The following is a 23,491-nucleotide window of genomic DNA, read 5'->3' as shown; positions in this document are numbered from 1 at the left end:
CTACCGTTGTGACTGTTGCTAGTTGCGAAGCGGCTTACCGCTCTTCAAAATACTCTGTATTCTTTCAAGCGTTTTTTTCTCTCCGGTAAGGCTTAAAAACGCTTCCCTTTCCAGGTCTAAAAGATATTGTTCGCTTACCAGGGTAGGTTCGCTTAAATCGCCTCCGCACATTACGTAGGCTAATTTTTTAGCTACCGTAACATCGTGTGCAGTGGCATAGTTTGCTTTGTTCATTCCATTAATACCCGCCAGCAAAGTACCTAAAGCAGAGCGGCCCATCACTTTAATATCCGTGCGTTGTACTGGCATAATATAACCATCGCTGTGCAGGTCAATCACGGCCTGTTTGGCTTCAGCAATTCTCCTTCCGGGGTTGACGCTTACCTGGTCGCGGCCTTTACGATAAATGCCCATCTCAAACGCTTCTGCAGCAGAGGTTGCCACTTTGGCGGTTGCAATGGTAAGGAAACGGTTTTGTATGGTAAGAATATCTACTTCACCTTCCTGTGTTTCATCAGCCGCCCTCAGCACAAATTCTTTGGTACCTCCACCGCCGGGTATTACACCGATGCCCGCCTCAACCAGGCCCGTGTATGTCTCCGCCGCAGCGACCACTTTATCAGCATGCAGGCAAATTTCACAACCTCCACCCAAAGCCAGTCCATGTGGTGCCAGCACCACGGGTATGCCTGAATAACGCACCCGCATCATGGTATTTTGAAACATCCGGATGGCCATATCAATCTCATCATAATCCTGTTCAATGGCCAGCATAAAAATCATCCCAACATTTGCGCCTGCACTAAAATTGGCACCGTCATTAGCAATCACCAGGCCTTTATACTTATCTTCTGCCAGTGCAATTGATTTTTGAATGCCCTCCAATACTTCCCCGCCAATGCTGCCCATTTTTGTATACCACTCCAGCCCAAGTACATCATCTCCCAAGTGGTAAGATCGACAGGCGCTGTTTTTCCAGATGGTTTCATTGACAAAATTTTTCATTACAATAAATGCATCGCCCCCTGGTACGGGCTTATAATTTTTTGAGTTAACATCGTAGTATAAACGTTTCCCATTTTCAATTCTGTAGAAGTTAACTGCACCAGAAGCCAGCATTGTTTCCACCCATGGCGCAACATGGAAACCAGCCGCCTTCATGGCTTCTACAGTTTTAGCAACACCCAGCGCATCCCAGCTTTCAAATGCACCAATCTCCCATCCAAAGCCAGCCATCATGCCGTCATCTATGCGGTACAACTCATCGCTTATTTCAGGTATACGGTGAGAGATATAGGCAAATAAATGATAGTGAAACAAGCGGTAAAATTCACCTGCTTTATCTGTACCGGCACACAATGCTTTTAACCGTATTTTTAAATCGTCGATTGGTTTGGCAGTTTCAATTGTGGCAAACTTTGGCTTTTTGCGGGGTTCATATTCCAGTGTTGAAAGATTCAGCACCTGTATTTCTTTTTCGCCGCCAGCTGTTGCCGGCATCTTTTTAAAAAATCCCTGCCCGGTTTTATCGCCCAGCCAGTTATTCTCTACCATTTTATTTAGCCAGGTTGGGATTACAAACTGTTCCTTCGCCTCATCATCGGGGCAATTATCGTATACACCTTTGGCCACTTTTACCAGCGTATCAATACCTACCACATCAGCGGTGCGGAAAGTGGCTGATTTGGGGCGACCGATAACGGGGCCGGTAAGTGAATCAATTTCATCTACCGATAACTGCAGTTTTTCCATGGTGTTCATTATCGCCATCATGCCAAATACACCAATGCGGTTGGCGATAAAGGCCGGCGTGTCTTTACATAACACAGTGGTTTTACCCAATTGCAGGCTGCCGTAATCCATCAAAAAGTCAACCACACCAGGATCAGTAAAAGGAGTCGGAATAATTTCGAGTAAACGCAAATAGCGGGGCGGATTAAAAAAATGCGTACCGCAAAAATGTTTTTTAAAATCATCGCTCCGGCCTTCGGCCATCAGGTGAATAGGAATACCCGATGTATTGGAACTTATCAACGTTCCGGCTTTGCGGTATTTTTCAACTTCTGTAAAAATCGTTTGTTTAATGTCCAGTCTTTCTACCACTACCTCAATCACCCAGTCGCAACCGCCAATGTCTTTCATGTTATCCGTGAAATTACCAGTTGCTATTTTTTTAACAACATCCTTTGTATACACCGGCGAAGGATTTGATCTAATCGCTGCGGTCAGTGCATCATTCACAATTTTATTTTTGTCAGCAAGCTTTGCATCCGTGGGTAAATCCTTTGGTTGTATATCAAGCAATAAAACCTGCAAGCCCACACCGGCAAAGTGACAGGCAATGCGGCTGCCCATTACACCACTTCCTAATACCGCTACTTTTTTGATGATTCTTTTCATATGTATTTTTTAGCCCGTTGGGGATTGGGAAAATTAGTTAGTTAAACAACTATTTTGAAATTCGAAGGTAGCATTTTTAAATTATGCGAAAAATAAAAATCACTGCATAAAAATGTATGATTGGAAACTAAATCAATTAAGTGAATTGGCTCATTGTCCAAAAACGGATAGCTGGTTATTGCACTAAATTATCAGGGATAAAGTACAATTTTAACTTGAGTATCGCTGCCCAGGGAATAGTTGAAAATATTACTTACAAAGCTGTACCTGTCTTTTTCTGCCCAGATAAGAACCGGGTAGTTCGGAAAGAATTTTTTAAGCATAGGGTATTGAAAATAGTAACCCGATAAGGCGCTCGCAGGATATTTTGTAAGGTTGCCGGCAATGGTGTCAATAACAGAGGTAATTTGCTTTTCAGTAAGCAGGTAGGGATTAAAAAATGGTGTATAATAACTCGTAAAAAAACCACTATCACAAAAAGCCGGTAAACATTCTGGTACAGAAGATTCTACGATGACCTTGTTTTGGAGCTGGTATTGCTGCCGCAAAAACGAAATATATCGCAGCGACTTTTCTTTGTTGACAGGTGTCAGGTTTTTAAAATCCAACCAGATAGAAGCCGTTAGTTGCCTGACTTTATATACGTTTAAAATCTCTTCTATAAAAGGATGATTGCTTTCAGATGAATCATGATATACCAGCAATTTATTTTTACTGGTGTCAAAATACACATCCATTTCCAGTCCGGCCGTACCTGCAGGAAGCTGCTCCATTTTTTGAACCGTATTCACCGCCTTGCTCCATTTTTTGTTGGCCACTACCAAAGGCTGCTCACGTAATTTTAAATATTGGGGGCTACGGTTTATGGTGAACGATTTTGGTATCAGCACACGACTCATGCCTTTATGCAAAATAATATCTGCCGCCAGGCATATCAGCAATATGAGCACTGAGAGTGTATATTTGTTCAGTAAAAAATAACTTTTCTTCATTTAAATAAAGCCCCCGGCTTGGTTACTTTAAAAAACACATTTATCAAAGAAAAAACATCCCTACTGTTTTTTTCAAAGCTACTTATTTTACTAGGCGCTTTAAAATGTGTTTTCTTTTTTTATAATTATCGTGTAGCTAACGGCTGGTCAGTAGTTGATGCAAAAAATGCATTTCAGATAATTAAATGGTCTGTTTTGTATGATATTTTTTGCATTGCCCTCATTCACCTGCCATTGTTTATTTTGATTTCAGCGGCTACTCAACTGGTTCAAAAAAAACTAATTGCCTTGCCGCTTTTATTAATTTTTACATTGGCTGACACCCTTTTGATTGTGCTGAACCTGGCAGATATTTTTTACTTCCGTTTTCACCTGCAACGGGCCGATGCCGACCTGCTGTATGTTTTACGAAATCCTTTTGCCAATAGCACATTTACTGTTTTGTTGCTCGTACTGTTGATTGTATCGGCCAGTATCACAATAGCCTGGATTGTATACAGCAACTTATCCAAACTATTGCACCCAGCCGCAACTGGTAAACCCTTTATACTGACACTTATTTTACTACTGCTTTTTACCTTGCTCTTTTTTTGGAATGGCACAAAAAAAACACTGCCCTCTTATCCGCTAACCCAGCTGGAGCCTGTTCAATTGCCGCTGGCACAAAATTCTTTTCATACTTTTATCTATTCCCTTTACCGGCAAAATGAAACTTTTTTACCGGCCGCAAATTATATATCACCACAACAGGCTGCCCTGTTGTTTCCTGCATGGAAAAAAAATAAAACAGCTGGAGTGACTGATAAAAAAAATATCGTGCTGTTTATTATGGAAAGTATCCCATATGATTTTTTCGACAACAGCAGCCCCTACAAAGTAGCAATGCCGTTTATAGACAGCCTTGTAAATAAAAGTACTTTTTTCAGTAACGCATTTAGTTTTTCTTACAGCTCAAACAAAGGAATTACCGCTATACTTGCCGGATTGCCAACATTGACTGATATTCCTTTGTATCATTCCAATTTTTTATCCATGGAGCGAAGTGAGGTTGGAAAATTGCTGGCAAAAAATAATTACAGTTCTTCTTTTTTTATTGGCGATAATTATGATGATATGGGATTTGCGCAATGCTGCAAATGGTTGGGCATACAGCATTATTATTGCATGAAAGATATCCCGGGGTACCGGCAAATGGAAAAGCACAGCCTGGGTTTACACGATGAATATGTACTCTCTTTTATGCAACAAAAGATAGCCGCAATGCAACAGCCTTTCTTTGCGGCGCAGTACAATATCAGCACACATTACCCCAACGATTTGCCTAAATCGTTTAATGACAGATATCCCCGGCAAAATACCACACCTTCTATGAAAACGATGGCGTATTACAATGATTGCCTGCAGCAGTTTTTTAACGAAGCTGCTACAAAAAATTGGTATAAGAACACGGTATTTATTTTTTGCGCAGATCACTGGGCTACTCCCGATGCAGACAATGTAAAGCTGGACGAAACCAGTGGATTTAGAATACCGGTGTTTATTTATGAACCCGGCAAAGAAACCAAACGCACGATTGCTTCCCCGGTAAGTCAGCTGGATGTGGTGAACACTATTTTGCAGACAGGCAGTAAACAAGACAGTGTGTTGAGTTATGGCACAAGCCTGATGGATACTATATTACAGCCCAACCGGACTGTTTTTACCAAGATGAATAACGCAGTGTATGAGGCCATCAATAACGAATATGTACTGGGCTTTAATGCCATTGAAGGAAAGTCATTGTATTATTTTGATTACCTGACAGATACCCGGAAACAACATAATCTGCTGTCCCAACCCCGCTATACAACCGGCATTGACAGCATGGCCTTACGCATGAAGGCTTTTCTGCAAACAGCTTCTGCACATTACCGTAACAAGCATATTAGTAATTGACACCGGAAATTGCAGCGCTCGTTTTTTAAGATTGGTAGCAGGATTAAAATGTTAGTGCGTCAAATCTATAATTGAAGCTCTTTATCCCTGCGATTTAACTATGAGTATTAACAGCAAATCACCATCTGAAATTGCGGTCGGCACCGACGGTGAGACCGCAATTTCAGGCTCATCAAAATAAAAATATTCGCTGAATCGAAGTTGCTGCACAAAGCTGGAAAAGTATAAGAGAGTGACACAACAATGCTGAATTGAAATACCTCTGCCGGCAGAAAATATTTACTACTAACTTACCCCACTACCGTTTTTCACCGCTTCATCCGGGTTTACAAATTTTAATTTACCATCTGCATCTTCGGCCATTAATATCATCCCGTTACTTTCTATGCCCCTCATTTTTCTTGGTGCAAGATTGGTGACTACGGTAACCTGTTTTCCAACAATTGCAGAAGGATCAAAGTGCATAGCGATGCCGCTCACAATAGTTCTTACTTCAACGCCCAAATCTACTTCAAGCTTTAATAATTTATCTGCCTTGGCTACCTTTTCAGCAGCTATGATGGTACCTACTTTTAAATCTATTTTTGCAAAATCTTCAAAATTAATTTCAGGCTTCTTTGTTTCAGTCACTTCACCAGCAGCGGCTGTTTCAGCTGCACTTACTTTTTCTGCTGCTTCCTTGTTTTCTTTTTCCATTTTAATTTTTTCGCTTTTAATCTTTAATTTTTCTACCTGCTCTGTAACTTCCGAATCTTCAATTTTTCTGAATAACAATTGTGGTTCCCGCAACGAATAGCCTACACTCAATAAGTTGGGTTTACCTGCATTTGACCAGTCCAGCATCTTATCTACCACCTTCATCATGTAACACATTTTTTTGGCGGCATGTGGTAAAAAAGGATTGATGTACACGGCCAGGTTGGCCGTTAACTGCAAACAAATATGCAGGCAATTATCAATTAACTGCTGCCCTGCAGGATTGGTCTCCAAACTTTTCGCCACAATCCAGGGTTGCTTTTCCTGCATGTATTTATTGCCCTTCCTGGCAAGGTCAATCACTTCATATTGTGCATCCCTGAACTTGTATGTTTCAAGCAAACCACTGATAGTAACTTTTGTCTGCGCTATTTCTTCCAATAAAGCTTTGTCCGTTTCATCCAGCAATGCTGCATGCAATGGTGGTACTTTCCCCTTACACAATTTATGCATCAGCACAAAAGCCCTGTTTACAAAATTGCCAAATACATCCACCAGCTCGCCTTTCACTGCATCCTGAAAACCCTTCCAGGTAAATTCACTGTCCTTGGTTTCCGGCGCAATAGCAGTAAGGTAATAACGCAATGCATCTACCATTTGGTCGCCACCATTTTCTTTCTTTACAAAATCGTTTATGTAATCGTCCATCTCAATACTCCAGCCGCGGCTCGTGCTCATCTTATCCCCTTCCAGGTTCATGAACTCGTTGCTCGGTACGTTATCAGGCAACACATTCCCATGCAGTTTCAGCATTACGGGAAATATGATCGCATGAAACACAATATTATCCTTGCCGATAAAATGTACCAGCTTGGTATCTTCATTGTACCAGTAAGGTTTCCAGTCTTTATCATTGTCAAGCGCCCATTGTTTGGTAGCACTGATATAGCCGATGGGGGCATCAAACCAAACGTATAATACCTTGCCCTTCCCTCCTTCCACATTTTGTGGAAGAGCAATGCCCCAATCAAGGTCACGTGTTACCGCTCTTGGCATCAAACCTGCATCCAGCCAGCTTTTACATTGGCCAAGCACATTGGCTTTCCAGTCATCTTTATGATCCGTCAATATCCATTGGCGTAAAAAATCTTCATGCCTGTTTAATGGCAGGTACCAGTGTTTGGTAGCTTTTTTTATGGGCGCATTTCCACTTAAAGTACTCCTCGGATTAATTAATTCTTCCGGGCTAAGAGAGGTCCCACATCTTTCACACTGATCTCCGTAAGCATTTTCATTGCCACACACCGGGCAGGTACCTACAATGTACCGGTCAGCCAAAAATGTATTGGCTTCCTCATCAAAATATTGCTCTGTTTCTTTTACTTCCAGGTCGCCGTTGTCATTTAAATAAGTAAAAAACTCCCGGGCCGTTTCATGGTGAATGGGCTCAGATGTACGGTGATAAATATCGAAAGAAATACCCAGGTCGGCCATATTGCTTTTCAGCATAGCGTGGTATTTATCTACAATCGCCCTCGGTGTTGTATTTTCTTTCATCGCCTGGATGGTAATGGCAGCTCCATGTTCATCACTGCCGCACACGTATACCACATCCTTTTTCTGCGCTCTTAAATAACGCACATAAATATCTGCCGGCAAATAAGCACCCGCCAAATGGCCAATATGTTTTGGACCGTTTGCATAAGGCAATGCTGAAGTAATCAAATATCTTTTTGGTTCTGTCATAATACTTTTTTTGTCCTGTCTGTTGTACTACTATTAAGCTTCATTGGCGTCGCACTCTTTTACATCAATCCAATATTAAACGCTTTCAAATCAAAACAACCTGCAAGTAATAAATGCTCTTCCCTTCTTTACATGTTAATTTGCAAACATGCAGAGTAAATTAAATATAAACGCTGCAAATTTACCTAAAGCAAGTGCAATCCCCAAACAAAGAAAAACCTCCGCAGCGGGCGGAGGTTTCAATGGCTTTCAACGGAAAAATTATTTTTTCAATTCGTTTATTTCAACCTGTGGTACCAGTACTTTATTACACTTCTCTGTTACAATATCTTTTGCCAATTCGAATGTAGCTTGTTGCTTTACGTCTTCAGAAGACGCAGCAGCTTTAACAATGTATTTTCCAGCCTCGGCCACCCATGATGTGCTGTTAGTATCGAAAGATGCCAGGTCGGCGGCAGTAATCACAAATTCAATCGTCTGGCTTTTACCCGGCTGCAGCAATGCTGTTTTTGCAAATGCTTTCAGTTCTTCAGCGGGCTTGGCCAATTTAACCGCAGGTGCGCTGATATACAATTGCACTACTTCTTTACCGGCCACCTTACCTGTGTTGGTAACGGTGATTTTAGCTTTAATGCTACCATTCAATACAGACGAACTTAAGGTAAGATTGCTGTAAGCAAAATTGGTATACGATAAACCGAAACCAAATTCATATGCTGGTTTTACTTTAAATGTATTGTAATACCGGTAGCCAACATAAATGCCATCTTCGTAAGTCACTTCCGCCGGAACCTGCCGCATGCCCATCATACCGGTAACGGCACGCTCCGGAAATTCTTTGCCGGGGAAACTTTTTGCAGAAGGTACATCAGCGTAAGCGGCTGGGAATGTGGTTGCCAGCTTACCGGAAGGATTTACTTTGCCACTTAATACATCAGCAATGGCATTTCCACCTTCCAAACCAGGTTGCCATGCCATTAAAATGCCATCCACCGCATCTCTCCATCTGGTAACATCCACCACGCCGCCTGTATTCAATACCACTACCACTTTTTTATGCTGCGCATGAAAAGCATTGGCGACTGTTTTAATCATCACCATTTCTGTATCGTTCAAATAATAATCTCCCGGTAATTTTCTGTCACTTCCTTCACCCGCATTTCTTCCAATAGAAATAATGGCAATTGCTGCAGACGATGCTTTTTGCGCAACCATTTTTTCCTCCGCAACAAATTCAGCGATGGGTGGAGTGGGGTGCATGAACTCCTCAAAGAATCCCTTTTTTGGATGTTTTATTTTTTCTTCCTTTAAATAATTGGTGTAAGTGTTCTGCAATGCTGCATCCAATTTAAAACCTGCCGAGGTAAGCCCCTGCGCCAACGAAACAGTATAAGCCTTATTTACATCACCGCTTCCTGTACCGCCCGCAATCAGGTCGTAACCATTATTACCAAACAGGGCGACAACTGTACCCTTTGAACCCAAAGGCAGGGCATTGCTCTTATTTTGCAGCAGTATCATTCCTTCTGCAGCAGCCGTACGCGAAAGTGCTGCATCCTTTGCCAAATCTGGCTTGTCGCTGAATTTGTATCCTTTGAAAGCAGGTGATTCCAAAATTACATTGAGCATTCTTTCCACATTTTCATCCAGTACTTTTACATCCAGCGAGTCATGCTGAACAGCAGAAATAATCGCCTGCGATTGTTGTGTCGTACCCGGCATCAATAAATCATTACCCGCTTTCATTTGTGCTACCGGATCTTTTCCTCCAAACCAGTCTGTCATTACAAAACCTTTAAAGCCCCATTCTTTTCTAAGTATGGTGGTAAGCAAATCATATTCCTGGGAGGTATAGGTTCCGTTGATTAAATTATAGGAACTCATCACCGTCCATGGTTGCGATTTTTTAACGGCTATCTGAAAACCTTTTAAATAGATTTCCCTGAGTGCCCTTTCGCTAAGGATGGTGTTCACCGTATTGCGGTTGGTTTCCTGGTTGTTGGCAGCGAAATGTTTGATGGAAGTACCAACACCGTTGAATTCGATTCCGTTAACCATCGCAGCAGTGATATTGCCGGCAACAACCGGATCTTCGCTATAATATTCAAAGTTTCTTCCGCCCAGGGGATTGCGGTGAATGTTTAATGCCGGCGCCAGCAAAATGTCCACGCCATATTCATGTACTTCGCTGCCAAAGGCAACACCTACATTTCTAACCAGTGCGGTGTCCCATGAAGAAGCCAGCAACGTACCAATAGGCCAGGCAGTTGCATAAAATGTTTTGGAACTATCGCCGTTTCTAACGGGATCAATGCGTACCCCCGCTGGTCCATCAGCAACTACTATTGACGGAATGCCCAATCGCGGAATGGCAAATGTTGTACCTGCTGCACCGGGCACTTTGTCCTGCGTAGTTCCAACTACCGGCCCGCCGGGAGGCTTCATTCCAGGCATCTTAAATCCGTTACCAGTGAGCAGTTTGGCTTTTTCTTCCAGCGTCATGGCGGCGACTATTTCTTTTACCGGGCTTTTGCCCAACTTTGGTAATTGTGCCGGAGCGGCACCCAATAAATGAACCGATATAAACAAACAATAAATTCTTTTCATACAGAAGCTTTGTGTTATAGTGATGTAATTTTTTTATTCCAGTTCAGCAACAGCTCTCACCAGTAATGCCCCATTCGCGGCTTTTAAAGCAACTGCATTACTTTTTGTTCTATCCACGAGTGCTTTGTACAATTCGGTTTTGCCATTGTCTTTTATTTCCAGCATCAACTGAAATGTATCACCCGCTTTTGTTTTAGTGGTAAGAAAAAAATTATCGGTAGGTGTAGCCTCAGCATAATTGGTTGCCGTATCCTTTGTAGCAGCCTGCCAGCCCGGTGACATTGCAGGTGTAAAACTGTTAGTTTCAGTCTCGCCTTCATACAACGCATGGCGTTTATCGGCCTCACCGGAAGTGACCTCAATTGTTTTGGCCGGCACAAAAAGATTATCGATAAAATTACCGGCTGTATCGTTTGTCCAGATAGTGATAACAGGCGTAATTACTTCGTTACTTTTTTCAATAATCAATTGAATGGTTTTGCCCTGTTTATCCTTATTGGTAATAATCTTATCAAAAGATGCTTTTTCCATACGGCCGCCTTTGCCACCGCCACCACGGGTTAAGTCTTCTCCAAAATGCTGTATCTCTCCGAAAGGCGGGAGGCTAAACCCGGCACCTAATAAAAAAATGCCAACAACTGCAGCGGCAACAAGAAACTCTTTTTTTATGCCACCTTCTTTACGATCCTTGGTATATACTTTCAGAGAGGGCCAGTTATTTTTAATATGGAAAAAGGCAAAGCCAATAAATACCAGGCCAAGCAACACGTGGATAGATGTTACAAACTCTGGTTTTAAACCGAAATAAAGCAGTAAACCGGTAACGGACAGGAATAAAAAAGCCAGTGCAATGCTAAGGCTGATGATGTTTTTCTTTTTCATAATTTTTAATTGTCTGCAAACTTAATTAACAATTACCGCCCACTTTTTGAAATGAGACAAAGCGTTAAAAAATTGCGACAACGGCCTGATCGTTCTTATTTCACAAAGATAAAAGTTCATTGCGTTAATATGACACAATGGTAAATTATTTTTTTTCTCCAATAATTTTATTTTTAATGTGCCTGCAGCCCTTTATTTTTATAGTATGAGTTTCGATAAAGAATTAAGCGAGCACTTTTTGCTTGGTCATGAAAAATATCTGCGTAATATTTCTGTTGACTGCATCATTTTTGGATTTGATAAAAATGAATTAAAAGTATTGTTATTATATGCCAAGTATGCCAAACTATGGGCGCTGCCGGGTGGCTTCGTGTTAAAAGATGAACACATGGACGAATCGGCCAAACGAATTCTAAAGGAACGTACAGGACTGGAAGAAATTTACATGCAGCAGTTTCATGTATTCAGTGATCCATCAAGATCGACAAAAAAAATCAATCAGCAGTTTTTAAAAAATGCAGGCGTAAAAATTAATGAAAGCTGGATGTTTGAAAGATTTGTAACCGTTGGTTATTCAGCGCTGGTGAATTTTCCTGAGGTAAAGCCGGTACCCGATGTTTTATCCAGTTCCTGCGAATGGTTTAATATTCATGACATACCTGAGATGTTGCTGGACCATCGTGAAATTTTAAAAAAAGCGCTGGAGAATTTGCAATCCCAATTAAATTACCATCCGGTTGGGTATAATCTTTTACCCGAAAAATTTACGATGCCGGAACTACAAAAATTGTACGAAACAATTTTGGACCGGAAACTCGACCGGAGAAATTTTCAGCGAAAAATTTTAAGTACGGGCATTTTAAAAAGATTAAATGAAACAAAAAAAGGCGTAGCACATAAGGCTCCGTGGTTGTACAAATTTGATTTACGTAAATATCAAAAAGCTTTAAAAGGTGGAATGGGCTTTGAATTATAACGGGACGGTAAGCAATACTCAATTGACACACGATGAACCGAAAAAAATTTATATCCTCTGTAGTACCGCTGGCAGCCTCGTTTCCAGGAATTGCAACAATTGCATCTTCTGAAGAACCTGAAGGTAAAACTGTTATACCTTCTTACTTAAAAAAAGACGACACTATCGGAATTACCTGCCCTGCCGGCTTCATTACCAATGAAGACATGTTACCGGCAGTGAACAAATTAACTGAATGGGGCTTTAAAATAAGTTTTGGTACTACAGTTGGAAAAAAGGATTTTACTTTTGGCGGTACCGACGAAGAAAGGAGAAATGACTTTCAGCAAATGCTGGATGACAAAAAAATAAAGGCTATCCTTTGTGCACGGGGAGGTTATGGTGCTGTAAGAATCATTGACAGTCTGAATTTTAAACAGTTTGAACTGCACCCGAAATGGATCATAGGCTTCAGCGACATTACCGTGCTGCACAGTCACCTGAACCGTAACTATGGAGTTGCATCCGTTCATTCAAAAATGTGTAACAGTTTTCCGGCAGACTGGAACCTTGCAGAACCTGTGCAGAGAGAAAGTATAGAAAGTATTTTCAAATGCCTCATTGGGGAGAAAATGACTTATTCTTTTTTGCCAAATATTAAAAACAAATTGGGCGTTGCAACCGGCACTTTGGTTGGTGGCAATTTAAAAACGCTTGAGTCTTTGGCAGGCAGTAAAAGCGATATCATCACAAAAAATAAAATACTTTTTGTAGAAGATACCGGTGAGTATTTGTACAGCATTGACCGTATGTTCTGGAACTTAAAAAGAAGTGGTAAGCTTTCTTCCCTTGCCGGTTTGATTGTAGGTGGCTTCAAAATAAAACCTGATGATCCCGGTGAAGAATTTGGAAAAGCACTGGAAGATATCGTGCTGGAGAAAGTAAAGGAATATGATTTTCCGGTGGCATTTGATTTTCCGGTGGGACATCAGAAATATAATGTTGCTTTAAAATGTGGTGTAAAGCATACCTTAAAAGTTGAATTAAATAGCAGCATGCTAACTGAAAAATTATGATAAAAACTCCTCCCTATTTAAAAAAAGGCGACACGATTGGCATTACCTGCCCGGCCGGTTATATGGCCAAAGAAAAAGCACAGACATGTATTGATACATTACAACAATGGGGCTACCAGGTAATGGTGGGCAAAACACTGGGCAGTAACTCAGCAAACTATTTTTCAGGTACCGATGAAGAACGGCTGAACGAGTTACAGACAATGCTGGATGATGACAGCATCCACGCTATCTTATGTGGCCGCGGCGGCTACGGTACCAGCAGAATTATTGACCGGCTCGATTTTAAAAAATTTAAGCGAAAACCCAAATGGATCATTGGTTTTAGTGACATCACTGTTTTGCAAAATCATATTTTTACAACCTGCAAAACAGCCAGCATACATGCGCCAATGGCATCCGCTTTTAATGATGGTGGTGCGGAAAATGAGTATGTGCTCTCTTTGAAACAAATGCTGGCTGGTAAAAAAAATAAATACACCTCAGGTACTCATGCGTACAACCAGCAGGGAAACGCAAGCGGTGAACTGGTGGGTGGCAACCTTTCGCTGCTGGCACATTTAACAGGTACACCATCTGACGTCAACACAAAAAATAAATTACTTTTTATCGAAGACATCGGAGAATATCTTTATGGCATCGACCGTATGTTGTACCAGTTAAAACGCAGTGGCAAACTGGATAACCTTGCCGGTTTAATTATCGGCGGTTTTACGGATATGAAAGATACAGACAGGCCATTTGGGAAAAATATTGATGAAGTGATTTATGATATAGTAAAAGATTATGCTTACCCCATATGCTTTCACTTCCCGGTTAGCCATGGTACGGAAAACTATGCATTAAAAATAGGTGGTACTTACCAGTTGACTGTTGGTAAAACTAAAGTGCAGTTATCGGAACAATAAATTATTGCAGCAGCAAAGAATCCAGCTTTTGATGAAAAAGCGCATACTCGTTGAGGTTATGATGCGTGCCATTTTGGATTGTAATAAACTGATCAGTTGGTTTTAAAACCTTTTTTAGTCTGGAAGCACAACTGTAAGGAATTACCCCATCTGATGTTCCATGAAAAATGGTGACGGGCACTTTGATTTTAGCCAGGTATTTGTTGGATGGAATAGTATAGTTAGCCATGGCGCTTACAGGATAAATGGGTGCATAGCAGCCAAACAAATCGGCAATGCTGTAATAAGGTGTTTCTAAAATCAGTTGGCTGCATTGTTGTGTGGATGCAAGGTAAGCCGCAATGCCGGTGCCAAATGACTTGCCGTAAACAACAATATTGTTAGCAGGAAAGGCTGCAGCTGCCAAAGCATAGATTTGTTCTGCCTGCCGGTACAATATTTTTTCATTTCGTGTACCTGTACTTTTTCCGAAACCCGGGTAATCTGCCATCCATACTTCATAGCCATGTTTGGTAAAATTGGATGTAAATTTTGCATAGCGGTTGATATTGCCCCGGTTACCGTGAAAGTAAATGACAACTCCTTTTCGCAGTGAATCTGCCGGAAAAAATTTCACCATATTGATGGTATCTTTTGTGTTAAAAGGAATGTCATATTCTTTAAATGGAACATTAAAATGATACTGGTAATTCCTGGCAAGATGTACCGGGTGAAACAAAAACAAGTTCTGCAAAAAATACAAAGCAATCCCGATGCATACATATACAATAACCAACCATTTTAGCCACTTCCTCACTTTAATTTTTATCCTGTTATTCATCTGAAGTATTTATTCTAAAGTTGCCCAACACATTTACTGATATCAGGGCGCTAAAATATCCCTGATGAAATTATGATATTCCGGAAAGGAAGGCAGGTTATTGTGGCCACCGCCCTGTATGCGTATCAGGGTTATTTTCCGTGGATTTAAGGCCTGCAATTTTTCGCTGTTGCTGATAGGTATCAGCCAGTCTTTGGTACCATGTAAAATGTAGGTATGGCAGTTAACTTTTGGTATCCATTTATCAGTACGCATGTGAAACCGCAACACAAAACGCATCGGCAAGATGGGTAAAAAACGTTCAACCACTTTTTTAAAGCTAAAATAAGGTGCATCTAAAATTAAATACCGGGGCTTGTTCTCGCTGGCCAAATTAGCTGCAAAACCGCTTCCCAGGCTTCTTCCATAAATAATCAGGTGATTTTCATGATGCTTAGTGGCGAGTGTATCGTATACAAACTGCATGTCTTTGTGCATGTCTTTTTCACTTCTTTTGCCCGTGCTTTTTCCAAAACCGCGGTAATCTACCAGCACCACATCATAGCCATAGCGGTAAAAATCTTTGGCATATTTTGCCCAGCCCTTTATACTTCTTGAATTACCATGAAAATACAGGATCAGGCCGAAAGGTTTTTCAACATAAAAGTGAAGTCCATTGATGCTTACGCCTTCTGCCACATCAAAAAATAATTCCCTGAATGGCACATCGTACTGGTATTTAAAATCGGGCTTTAATTTTTCGGGTTTAAAAATAAACCGTTCCTGCGCCAGGTAAGCTACGGCGAGCAAAACCAGGTAGCCAATGATTATATAGATGATGGTAGATGACAAGTTAGTTGGGCAGTTTAATTTATGCTTACTGCCATTGCTGAATGTACAAATAATAAAGCAAAATGAAATGACTGAACGCTGCATTTGCGTGAGAGATAGTAACGGAAAGCCCGGTGAGGATTGGTGCGCAGGGGCTGTGCCGGACTTGGAGTGGATAGCCCGGCCGCCTGGCGGACACGCCCGGATCTTTTTTAATGATTACTTTTACCGGATTTCGAAAGTACGCTTCCAGGCTTCGGTGCCGCCAGTAAGATTGTATAAGTTTTGAAAAGGAAATTTTTGCAGCAGGCGCTGAATGGCAATCTGGCTGCGTACCCCAGCCCGGCAATATAATATCACCGGCTTCTCTTTTTCTATTTCAGCAATGTGTTTGGTGATTTCTGCCAGCGGAAATAATGTACCACCGATATTAAAACTGGCATGTTCGTATGCCTCCCTCGTATCAATCAACTGGAAATCTGATTGATTATCCATCAGTTCCTTTAACTGGATAACGGTAATGCTTTTTGTTTGCTGCATGTTGTAAGCAGGTTTAAATAGGCTACACTTCTTCTTCCTCGTCAGTATAAATTCTTCTTAATTTAAACTTGCTGGTGGGCGCCACTACCAATGGATATTTTTCTACCGATACATTGCTTTGCTCCAGGCCAAAACCACGTTCTTCACTCAAAGAAATTTCCTTTATCCAGAAATACAAATGCATGATGATCCGCTCCATGAATGGCAGTTCATTGTCCTGTGACAAGAATTTTTCCATCACCACAAACTGAAAATCGCCCACAACGTTATTGCGTTGCTGACTTTCGTAGCGGCTGGTAACATTTACCTCTTTATTGGCCACCAGATCTTCCACCACTTTCTTAAACATCAGGTTTACCCTTGGCGCAATCCTGAAGCCCAGCCTGAATTCCACGCGGATAATATCGTTGGGAATGATGTGGTCAACGATGTATTCACAGGTGTAAGGATCATCCAGTGTATCCAGGTGTACAAACCAAAAAATATCGGCTCGTTTGGGTTTGCCGCTTAAGATGCTGTAAATAATTTTATGTTCAATTTCTTTTGGATTGTTGGCACTTGTCATGTACACCAGGTGTGTGGCATATTTCGGCACTGTTGTATCATTACTTAGTTCTTCCAGCTTGGGAATGTATTCTTCCATGCGCACAAACTCAACGTAGCGGTTTTTAATTTTACGGCTGCGGTACCACACATACATCACTACAAATAAACCTCCGCCTACCAGCAGGGCTATAAAACCACCGTGCGGAAATTTATCAAGATTGGCTGATAGAAAACTTATTTCGATAGAAAGATATACCGCTAAAAAAAGGTAGATCCAGACACTGGAAGTTCTGCGGGAGATTAAGTAATTGGCAAACAAAATAGTAGTGGCCAGCATACACAAAGTGATAGCCAAACCATACGCCGCTTCCATGGCGCTGGACGATTTAAAATACAATACAATGGTACAGCAACCTATAAAAAGTAACAGGTTAATTCCGGGAATATACAACTGGCCTTTGGCTTCAGACGGATAATTAATTTTCATCTTAGGCCAAAGATTCAGGCGGATAGCTTCCGAAATCAAAGTAAAGGAACCGCTGATCAATGCCTGGCTGGCAATGATGGCTGCCAGGGTTGCAATTACCAAACCGATCAACCGGAACTGCTCCGGCATTACACCGAAAAAAGGATTGAAACCACTTTTTATCATTTCATCTGTAATAGTCTGGCCGCCATGATGCGATAATAACCAGGCGCCCTGACCCAGGTAGTTTAATATAAGGCAGCTTTTTACAAATATCCAGGAGAAACGGATATTGGCCCGTCCGCAATGGCCAAGGTCGCTGTACAATGCCTCTGCACCTGTTGTACACAAGAAAACCGCTCCCAATATCCAAAATCCCTTGGGATAATTTGTCAGTAGTTTAATCGCGTAATAGGGATTGAAGGCCCTGAAAATATCCCAGTCATCTGTAAGGTGAATGATACCAAATACGGCCAGCATGGTAAACCAAATCATCATAATAGGGCCAAACAATTTGCCTATAGAAGCGGTACCAAATTGTTGTAAAAAAAACAGGAATAACAATATACCCAGCACGATATAAATTATGGTGATTTGCTCAATGTGTTTGAATGCATCAATCTGTTTTAAACCTTCAATTGCTGAAGAAACAGAGATGGGCGGTGTGATCATACCATCGGCCAGTAGGGCAGCTCCGCCAATCATCGCTGGAATCACCAGCCATCGTTTTTGTCGCCTTACAAGTGTATACAATGAAAATATGCCTCCTTCTCCTTTGTTATCCGCCCTTAAAGTAAGCACCACATATTTAAGTGTTGTTTGGAGGGTAAGCGTCCAGATAATACAGGATAAGCCACCTACTATGAGGATTTCACTTATTGGTTTGCTATTAATAATGGCATTGAAAACGTACAACGGAGAAGTTCCTATATCTCCGTAAATAATTCCTAAAGCAACAATTAAACCTGCAGCTGTTACTTTGTTAACCTGTTTTTGCACTAGCTATATTTTTGGTAAGAGGGCTTTGGCAGCAGCGCTGTACGCTATTTCATACTGCAAATACCGCCACAAATGTATATGGAAAAGCGTTATTTTACCCAGAATAATTTTAACAACCGCTGACTGCTAAAGGTTCTGTTAAACAAATTTTATGTCGTAGGTTTATTTTTGAAACAGATGTGGTAATGATTTAAGTCCCGGGATGCTCAAAAAGCACTGTCCAGAAAATATGAATATATTCAAATGAGATAATATGACTAACTATTTTGCACTTCTATTTTTTACCTGCATTTTTAATTTCAGCCCGATCAACGCACAAAAACCTGTTACCAAAAATATACATGGTTTTGGTGCCAAAGGAGATGGTAAAACAAACGATACAGAGGCTTTTGTTAAGGCGGCAGCTTTTTTTAACGGGCGTGGTGGCAATGGCACATTGGTAATTCCGAAAGGAGTTTATATTGTAGGGAAACAAAGTTTTAGCAACGGGGATGTAAGCAGGGGCGCCTATATGGGTGTTCATATTCTTGACTTTAAAAATATCAGTTCCCTGGTGCTGCAGGGTGAAAAAGGCACTGTTATAAAATATGAGGATAAACTTAAACTCGGAAGTTTTGACCCGGTAACAGGTGAAACTTTTAACGGCAACAACCCCGCAGCGCCAGTGGTAAAATATGCAGGAGATATTGGGAACTGCATTAGTCTTACCAATTGTAATAAGATCACGCTTAACAACCTGGTATTAAATGGCAATAATAAATTGATCCATTTTGGGGGCCGGTATGATGATCAGGGTATTCAATTGCAACATGTAGGCATTTTTATCCGTGACTCACGCTCGATTTTTATCGACCGTTTAACTGCAAGTTATTTTGGACTGGACGGCATTGAAATAATGAATGCGCCATCCGTTTCAAAAGATGATATACATATTTCAAATTCAGCATTTGAATACAATTGCCGGCAGGGATTATCCTGGGTGGGAGGCAATTTTTTGATTGCAAAGAATTGTAAATTCAATCACAGTGGAAAAGGCGCTTACTTTTCGCCTCCAGGTGCCGGAGTAGATATTGAAGCTGAAGTGGGACCTGTAACCAATGGCCAATTTGATAATTGTGAATTTATCGACAATACCGGCTGTGGCATGGTAACCGGCGGAGGTAAAGCCAGTGATTGCCGATTTAATAATTGTCTTTTCTGGGGAACTTCCAATTGGTCAGTTTGGGTTACCATGCCCAGGTTTACTTTTACAGGGTGTAATATTTACGGTAGTATTGTGCATGGTTATAATGCAGATAACGATGTGGATGCAACCCGCTACATCAATTGTATTTTTGAAGATAAACCTTATAAAGGGCAGGAACCTTATGGGAAATTTTTGATAGAATGTGATGGACCAAGAAGGATATTATTTGATAGCTGCACTTTTATACCGCATCTTAAACACCTGGCCTGGCTGAATACGGGTAATGCCAGGACTGATCAGGAAAAAGCGACGATCCGCAACAGCCGTTTCATCATTCAAAAGAAAGCAGATGTTAATACGCCTGTAAATTTTACGCAGATAAACTTCATCAATAACAGTACAGAATTTAAAAATCCGTAGTATTTATTAACAAGCTGTGCTAATTACCCGTTATATTATTTTGCCAGTTGACCCAGCGTTACCAGGCGTTAATTCAAAACGATAGTTTGGTTTAAGTCCTTCTTCTGCCCTGTGCGAAACGTATAATATAGTGGTTTTACTTTCTATTGCCATTTTATTGATCAATGCAATAATGATTGAAACATTTTGATCGTCAACCCCAGCCGTTGGTTCATCCAGGATAAGTAAAGGCGGGTGTTTTACCATGGCCCTTACAATCAATACCATCCGCTGTTGCCCTGGCGAAAGCCGGTAGAAATGTTTCTTTCTCAGCGGTAATAAGCCGATCAGCGCCAGCCATTCATCCGCCAGTTTTATTTGCCTGCCGGATGGTTTTATATACAGGCCGACAGAATCAAAAAAACCAGACAATACCATTTCTTCTACTGTACTAAGCCTGCTAAACAAATCGGTCATGGCGCTGGTAAAATAACCTATCTTTTGCTTAATAGACCACACACTTTCACCACTGCCTTTTCTTTTGCCAAACAAAATCAAATCCTGCCCATATCCTTTTGGGTTATCGCCGGTAATCATTGACAGTAGTGTTGTTTTACCTGCGCCATTCGGCCCGGTCAGTTGCCAAAACTCCCCGGCATTGATTTGCCAGTTGATGTTGTTGACAATCATCCTCCCTTCGTACTGAACACTTACATTATTAAATTGAACAAGCGGATTTTCAACTGCATCATAAAAATGATCAGATACCGGTATGCGGCCGTTCAATTTGATCCGGCTAACTTGCTCTTGTTGCTGTACATATTCCCTTAAACTAGTAACCGGAACAATACAATTATCATCTCCAATACAAACAGACTTTTCAATAAATGGCAGGCAATCCTTTGCCCGGTTAATTAGTTGAATAATGTACGTATGCTGACTTATTTCCTGCAGCATTTCCAGCAATGCTTTTTGTGAACTGGTATCCAGGTTATCGAAAGGATTGTCCGCAATGATAAAATCAGGTTGCTGCAACAACAGGTATTGCAACAAGGCCTTTTTTTGTTCGCCACCTGATAGCGACCGCAGGTGACGGTTAAGATTGGTTGCCACTTCCACCTGGTCGTGCCGCTCCTCTTCTTCAATGATTTCCTTAATTAAAAAAGGAGAAAACAATACTCCTTTCAATTGATTGAAAGCGTCAAAAGGTAAAGGCTTTTTATTGCTTAGTAACTGCCCTGTCAGTAATTGTTTATCTGCTTTGTCCGACAAAAAAACTGCCCAATGATTTTCTTTCATTGCTATATATATGTTTAAAATCTGCTTTTTACAAGTCCTGCCTGCAAGATAGTTTACAAAAGGCGGTTCTTTTCACGGGAGGCTTTTTTGTGTTTACGGCGGCATGCAATTAAAAAACCGCCGGATTGGAGATTGTACAAAAGAGCTGTAAAAGTAAAAGAGGGCGATGCAACTATGATCCACATTGCATCTTAGCCGGGACAAACATTATTTAATTTCAACAATAGCCCTGCAAACACAAGCCCCTTACTTTGCAGCAAGGGGCCTTTATACAAACTATAAGAACAACATTTAATCTGGTTTTTTACCGTCTAAAAATGTATTGATGGTGCCTATTTCGGCCTGGTTATTTTCGTCTGATTTTACAGTGTAGTTGCTGTAAAAACTTTCTACGTCCGCAATGGAATTATGTAAATCCATATTGCGGCGGAGGTAGGCAGGTACCGTTTCAAACTCATTATTCGGATCGGCTGCATTAATATTGAATGACAAATTACGCAGTTTTGCAATTCGATCCATAGCCCGGCGCCGTAATTCCTCCGTTTCGTCAGGCATCGCCCGCTCCTCAACATTGGACATCATGATTGGCTGAGTTTGTTGTACAATTGGCTGTTGCTCCTCCGCCGCCTTTTGGGATTCTTTAACCACCATTTGCATTTCAAATAAAGGCTCGTCTTCCTTCACTGTACTCCGCAAAGAGGTCAGTTCTTCCTTAGTGTTGGACTCTGGTTTCGGCTGCTCTTCCACATAAATCCTGGAAGGCTTAGCCAAAAATCCACCTGCAGACGATACAGGAGGGGTGCTAGCTTCTTTTTTACTATCTAATGAAAATATTGTTTTGGTGGCAGTTGCTGGCTTGTCAACGGGTACAGGTGGCTCAGGTATATCAAACTCTATTACAGGACTTTGATCTGATGCCGAAGATATCTCAAAAAACACAGATTCCTCCTGCGATTTTTCCCCAGTATTTTTACCTGGTAAAACTACGTTTGTCAACGCTGACGGCGCTTCCACGGGCGGTGTAAACAGTTCGTGTACCACTTTTTCCGCCGCAACAGGTGCTACCCTGGCTACCGGTTTTACTTCTTCCAAATCTTCAAATTGCAGCGTTGGTTGTTGCTGCATTTTAACCACATCCTTTTCAGGCGTTGCCAGGGTCATTACAATTTTATCGTTTTTCTTTTCCTCTTTTGGCTGGTTGATGGTTTTTGCAAAAGGATCTTTATGCTCAAAACCTGTTGCGATGAGTGTAATGCTTATTTCCGACCCCAGTGAATTGTCATAACCTAATCCCAAAATTACATCACTATCCGGTCCGGCCTGTGCCATCAAATAGTTTTGAATAATTTCCACCTCATCCATAGTGAATTCATTTTCGCCTTCACAACTATTAATGTTGATGAGTATCCATTTGGCGCCGCGGATATCGTTGTCGTTCAGCAACGGAGAATTCAATGCATCCTCAATTGCCTGTTGCGCCCTGTTTTCACCCTGTGCAGATGCACTGCCTAAAATCGCTACACCACCTTTACTCATTACAGTACAAACGTCGGCAAAATCCACATTGATCTGGCCGGTGCTGTTGATTACGTCGGTAATACATTTGGCTGCCGTGGCCAATACATTATCCGCTTTGGCAAAAGCTTCCTTCATTTTTAAGTTGCCAAACTGGTGGCGCAGTTTATCATTGCTTATCACCAATAAAGTATCCACATGATCTTTCAGTAAACTGATACCTGCTTCCGCCTGTGCCAGCCTTTTTTTGCCTTCATAGGCAAACGGAGTAGTTACTATACCTACCGTAAGTATACCAAGATCCTTACAAATTTTTGCAAGAATTGGTGCACCCCCCGTGCCGGTACCTCCGCCCATACCTGCAGTAATGAAAGCCATTTTGGTATTCACTTCCAGTATCCGTTTTATTTCTTCCAGGCTTTCTTCCGTTGCCTGTTTACCAATATCGGGATTGGCGCCCGCACCAAGTCCCTGTGTCAGGTGAGGCCCAAGCTGAATTTTATTTGGTACTTTGCTTTGGGCGATTGCCTGCGCATCTGTATTGCAGATGATGAAGTTTACCCCTTCAATGTTTTGCGAAAACATGTGGTTTACTGCATTGCTTCCACCGCCACCAACGCCTATTACTTTAATGATAGACGACTGTTCTTTTGGCAAATCAAAATGTATCATAATTTGTTTCTCCTAAATACAATTCCATTTGATGATTTAAAA

Annotated in this window: 16 protein-coding genes; 5 read left to right on the top strand and 11 right to left on the bottom strand. The window is 41.3% G+C overall.

Annotated elements, in window-relative coordinates:
• Nucleotides 1-18 precede the first annotated feature (18 nt).
• Together QWZ08_RS19105 and QWZ08_RS19100 are read right to left on the bottom strand one after the other, a co-directional pair.
• Nucleotides 19-2,400 carry a 3-hydroxyacyl-CoA dehydrogenase/enoyl-CoA hydratase family protein gene (locus QWZ08_RS19105; protein ID WP_290339133.1) on the bottom strand — a complete coding sequence of 794 codons (2,382 nt, stop codon included), beginning with the start codon at nt 2,398-2,400 and terminating at the stop codon, nt 19-21.
• Between the two features lie 191 nt (nt 2,401-2,591).
• On the bottom strand, nt 2,592-3,392 hold the full coding sequence (locus QWZ08_RS19100; protein ID WP_290339132.1) for a hypothetical protein: 801 nt from the start codon (nt 3,390-3,392) through the stop codon (nt 2,592-2,594).
• A 195-nt stretch (nt 3,393-3,587) separates the two neighbouring features.
• On the opposite strand from QWZ08_RS19100, the gene QWZ08_RS19095 reads away from it, so the two are divergent.
• Complete coding sequence (locus QWZ08_RS19095) at nt 3,588-5,327, top strand: LTA synthase family protein (protein ID WP_290339131.1); 1,740 nt, start codon at nt 3,588-3,590, stop codon at nt 5,325-5,327.
• Between the two features lie 285 nt (nt 5,328-5,612).
• On the opposite strand, the gene metG is transcribed toward QWZ08_RS19095, so the two are convergent.
• The 3 genes from metG to QWZ08_RS19080 all read right to left on the bottom strand — a co-directional run bounded on the left by metG (nt 5,613) and on the right by QWZ08_RS19080 (nt 11,258).
• On the bottom strand, nt 5,613-7,769 hold the full coding sequence (metG, locus tag QWZ08_RS19090; protein WP_290339130.1) for a methionine--tRNA ligase: 2,157 nt from the start codon (nt 7,767-7,769) through the stop codon (nt 5,613-5,615).
• A gap of 261 nt (nt 7,770-8,030) precedes the next feature.
• A complete protein-coding gene (locus QWZ08_RS19085) occupies nt 8,031-10,376 on the bottom strand; it encodes a glycoside hydrolase family 3 C-terminal domain-containing protein (protein ID WP_290339129.1) in 2,346 nt (781 codons plus the stop codon).
• A 33-nt stretch (nt 10,377-10,409) separates the two neighbouring features.
• A complete protein-coding gene (locus QWZ08_RS19080; protein ID WP_290339128.1) occupies nt 10,410-11,258 on the bottom strand; it encodes a DUF4405 domain-containing protein in 849 nt (282 codons plus the stop codon).
• Between the two features lie 205 nt (nt 11,259-11,463).
• On the opposite strand from QWZ08_RS19080, the gene QWZ08_RS19075 reads away from it, so the two are divergent.
• From QWZ08_RS19075 to QWZ08_RS19065, 3 genes are read left to right on the top strand one after another with little or no spacing between them, the layout of a single operon-like run.
• A complete protein-coding gene (locus QWZ08_RS19075; RefSeq protein ID WP_290339127.1) occupies nt 11,464-12,234 on the top strand; it encodes an NUDIX hydrolase in 771 nt (256 codons plus the stop codon).
• A gap of 32 nt (nt 12,235-12,266) precedes the next feature.
• Nucleotides 12,267-13,289 carry a S66 peptidase family protein gene (locus QWZ08_RS19070; RefSeq protein WP_290339126.1) on the top strand — a complete coding sequence of 341 codons (1,023 nt, stop codon included), beginning with the start codon at nt 12,267-12,269 and terminating at the stop codon, nt 13,287-13,289.
• A complete protein-coding gene (locus QWZ08_RS19065) occupies nt 13,286-14,197 on the top strand; it encodes a S66 peptidase family protein (RefSeq protein ID WP_290339125.1) in 912 nt (303 codons plus the stop codon). The genes QWZ08_RS19070 and QWZ08_RS19065 overlap by 4 nt, the downstream gene beginning before the upstream one ends.
• A 1-nt stretch (nt 14,198) precedes the next feature.
• Here QWZ08_RS19065 and QWZ08_RS19060 read toward each other — a convergent pair whose 3' ends face one another.
• The 4 genes from QWZ08_RS19060 to QWZ08_RS19045 all read right to left on the bottom strand — a co-directional run bounded on the left by QWZ08_RS19060 (nt 14,199) and on the right by QWZ08_RS19045 (nt 18,378).
• Nucleotides 14,199-15,017: an alpha/beta hydrolase gene (locus QWZ08_RS19060; RefSeq protein WP_290339124.1), complete on the bottom strand. Its 819-nt coding sequence runs from the start codon at nt 15,015-15,017 to the stop codon at nt 14,199-14,201.
• Nucleotides 15,018-15,059: 42 nt separating this feature from the next.
• Complete coding sequence (locus QWZ08_RS19055; RefSeq protein ID WP_290339123.1) at nt 15,060-15,848, bottom strand: alpha/beta hydrolase; 789 nt, start codon at nt 15,846-15,848, stop codon at nt 15,060-15,062.
• Nucleotides 15,849-16,052: 204 nt separating this feature from the next.
• Nucleotides 16,053-16,367, bottom strand: a complete 315-nt coding sequence (locus QWZ08_RS19050; protein ID WP_290339122.1) for a rhodanese-like domain-containing protein — start codon at nt 16,365-16,367, stop codon at nt 16,053-16,055.
• Nucleotides 16,368-16,389: 22 nt separating this feature from the next.
• Nucleotides 16,390-18,378, bottom strand: a complete 1,989-nt coding sequence (locus QWZ08_RS19045) for a KUP/HAK/KT family potassium transporter (protein ID WP_290339121.1) — start codon at nt 18,376-18,378, stop codon at nt 16,390-16,392.
• A gap of 253 nt (nt 18,379-18,631) precedes the next feature.
• Between QWZ08_RS19045 and QWZ08_RS19040 the strand changes: the two genes are divergently transcribed.
• Nucleotides 18,632-19,984: a right-handed parallel beta-helix repeat-containing protein gene (locus QWZ08_RS19040; protein ID WP_290339120.1), complete on the top strand. Its 1,353-nt coding sequence runs from the start codon at nt 18,632-18,634 to the stop codon at nt 19,982-19,984.
• A gap of 30 nt (nt 19,985-20,014) precedes the next feature.
• On the opposite strand, the gene QWZ08_RS19035 is transcribed toward QWZ08_RS19040, so the two are convergent.
• Both QWZ08_RS19035 and ftsZ read right to left on the bottom strand, forming a co-directional pair.
• Nucleotides 20,015-21,262, bottom strand: a complete 1,248-nt coding sequence (locus QWZ08_RS19035) for an ATP-binding cassette domain-containing protein (RefSeq protein WP_290339119.1) — start codon at nt 21,260-21,262, stop codon at nt 20,015-20,017.
• A gap of 291 nt (nt 21,263-21,553) precedes the next feature.
• Nucleotides 21,554-23,449, bottom strand: a complete 1,896-nt coding sequence (ftsZ, locus tag QWZ08_RS19030; protein ID WP_290339118.1) for a cell division protein FtsZ — start codon at nt 23,447-23,449, stop codon at nt 21,554-21,556.
• Between the last annotated feature and the right edge of the window lie 42 nt (nt 23,450-23,491).

Source organism: Ferruginibacter paludis (genome assembly GCF_030409685.1).
GTDB lineage: Bacteria > Bacteroidota > Bacteroidia > Chitinophagales > Chitinophagaceae > Ferruginibacter > Ferruginibacter paludis.
The sequence above is the reverse complement of the archived record's forward strand: the minus strand, read 5'-3'. Positions and strand labels throughout refer to the sequence as shown.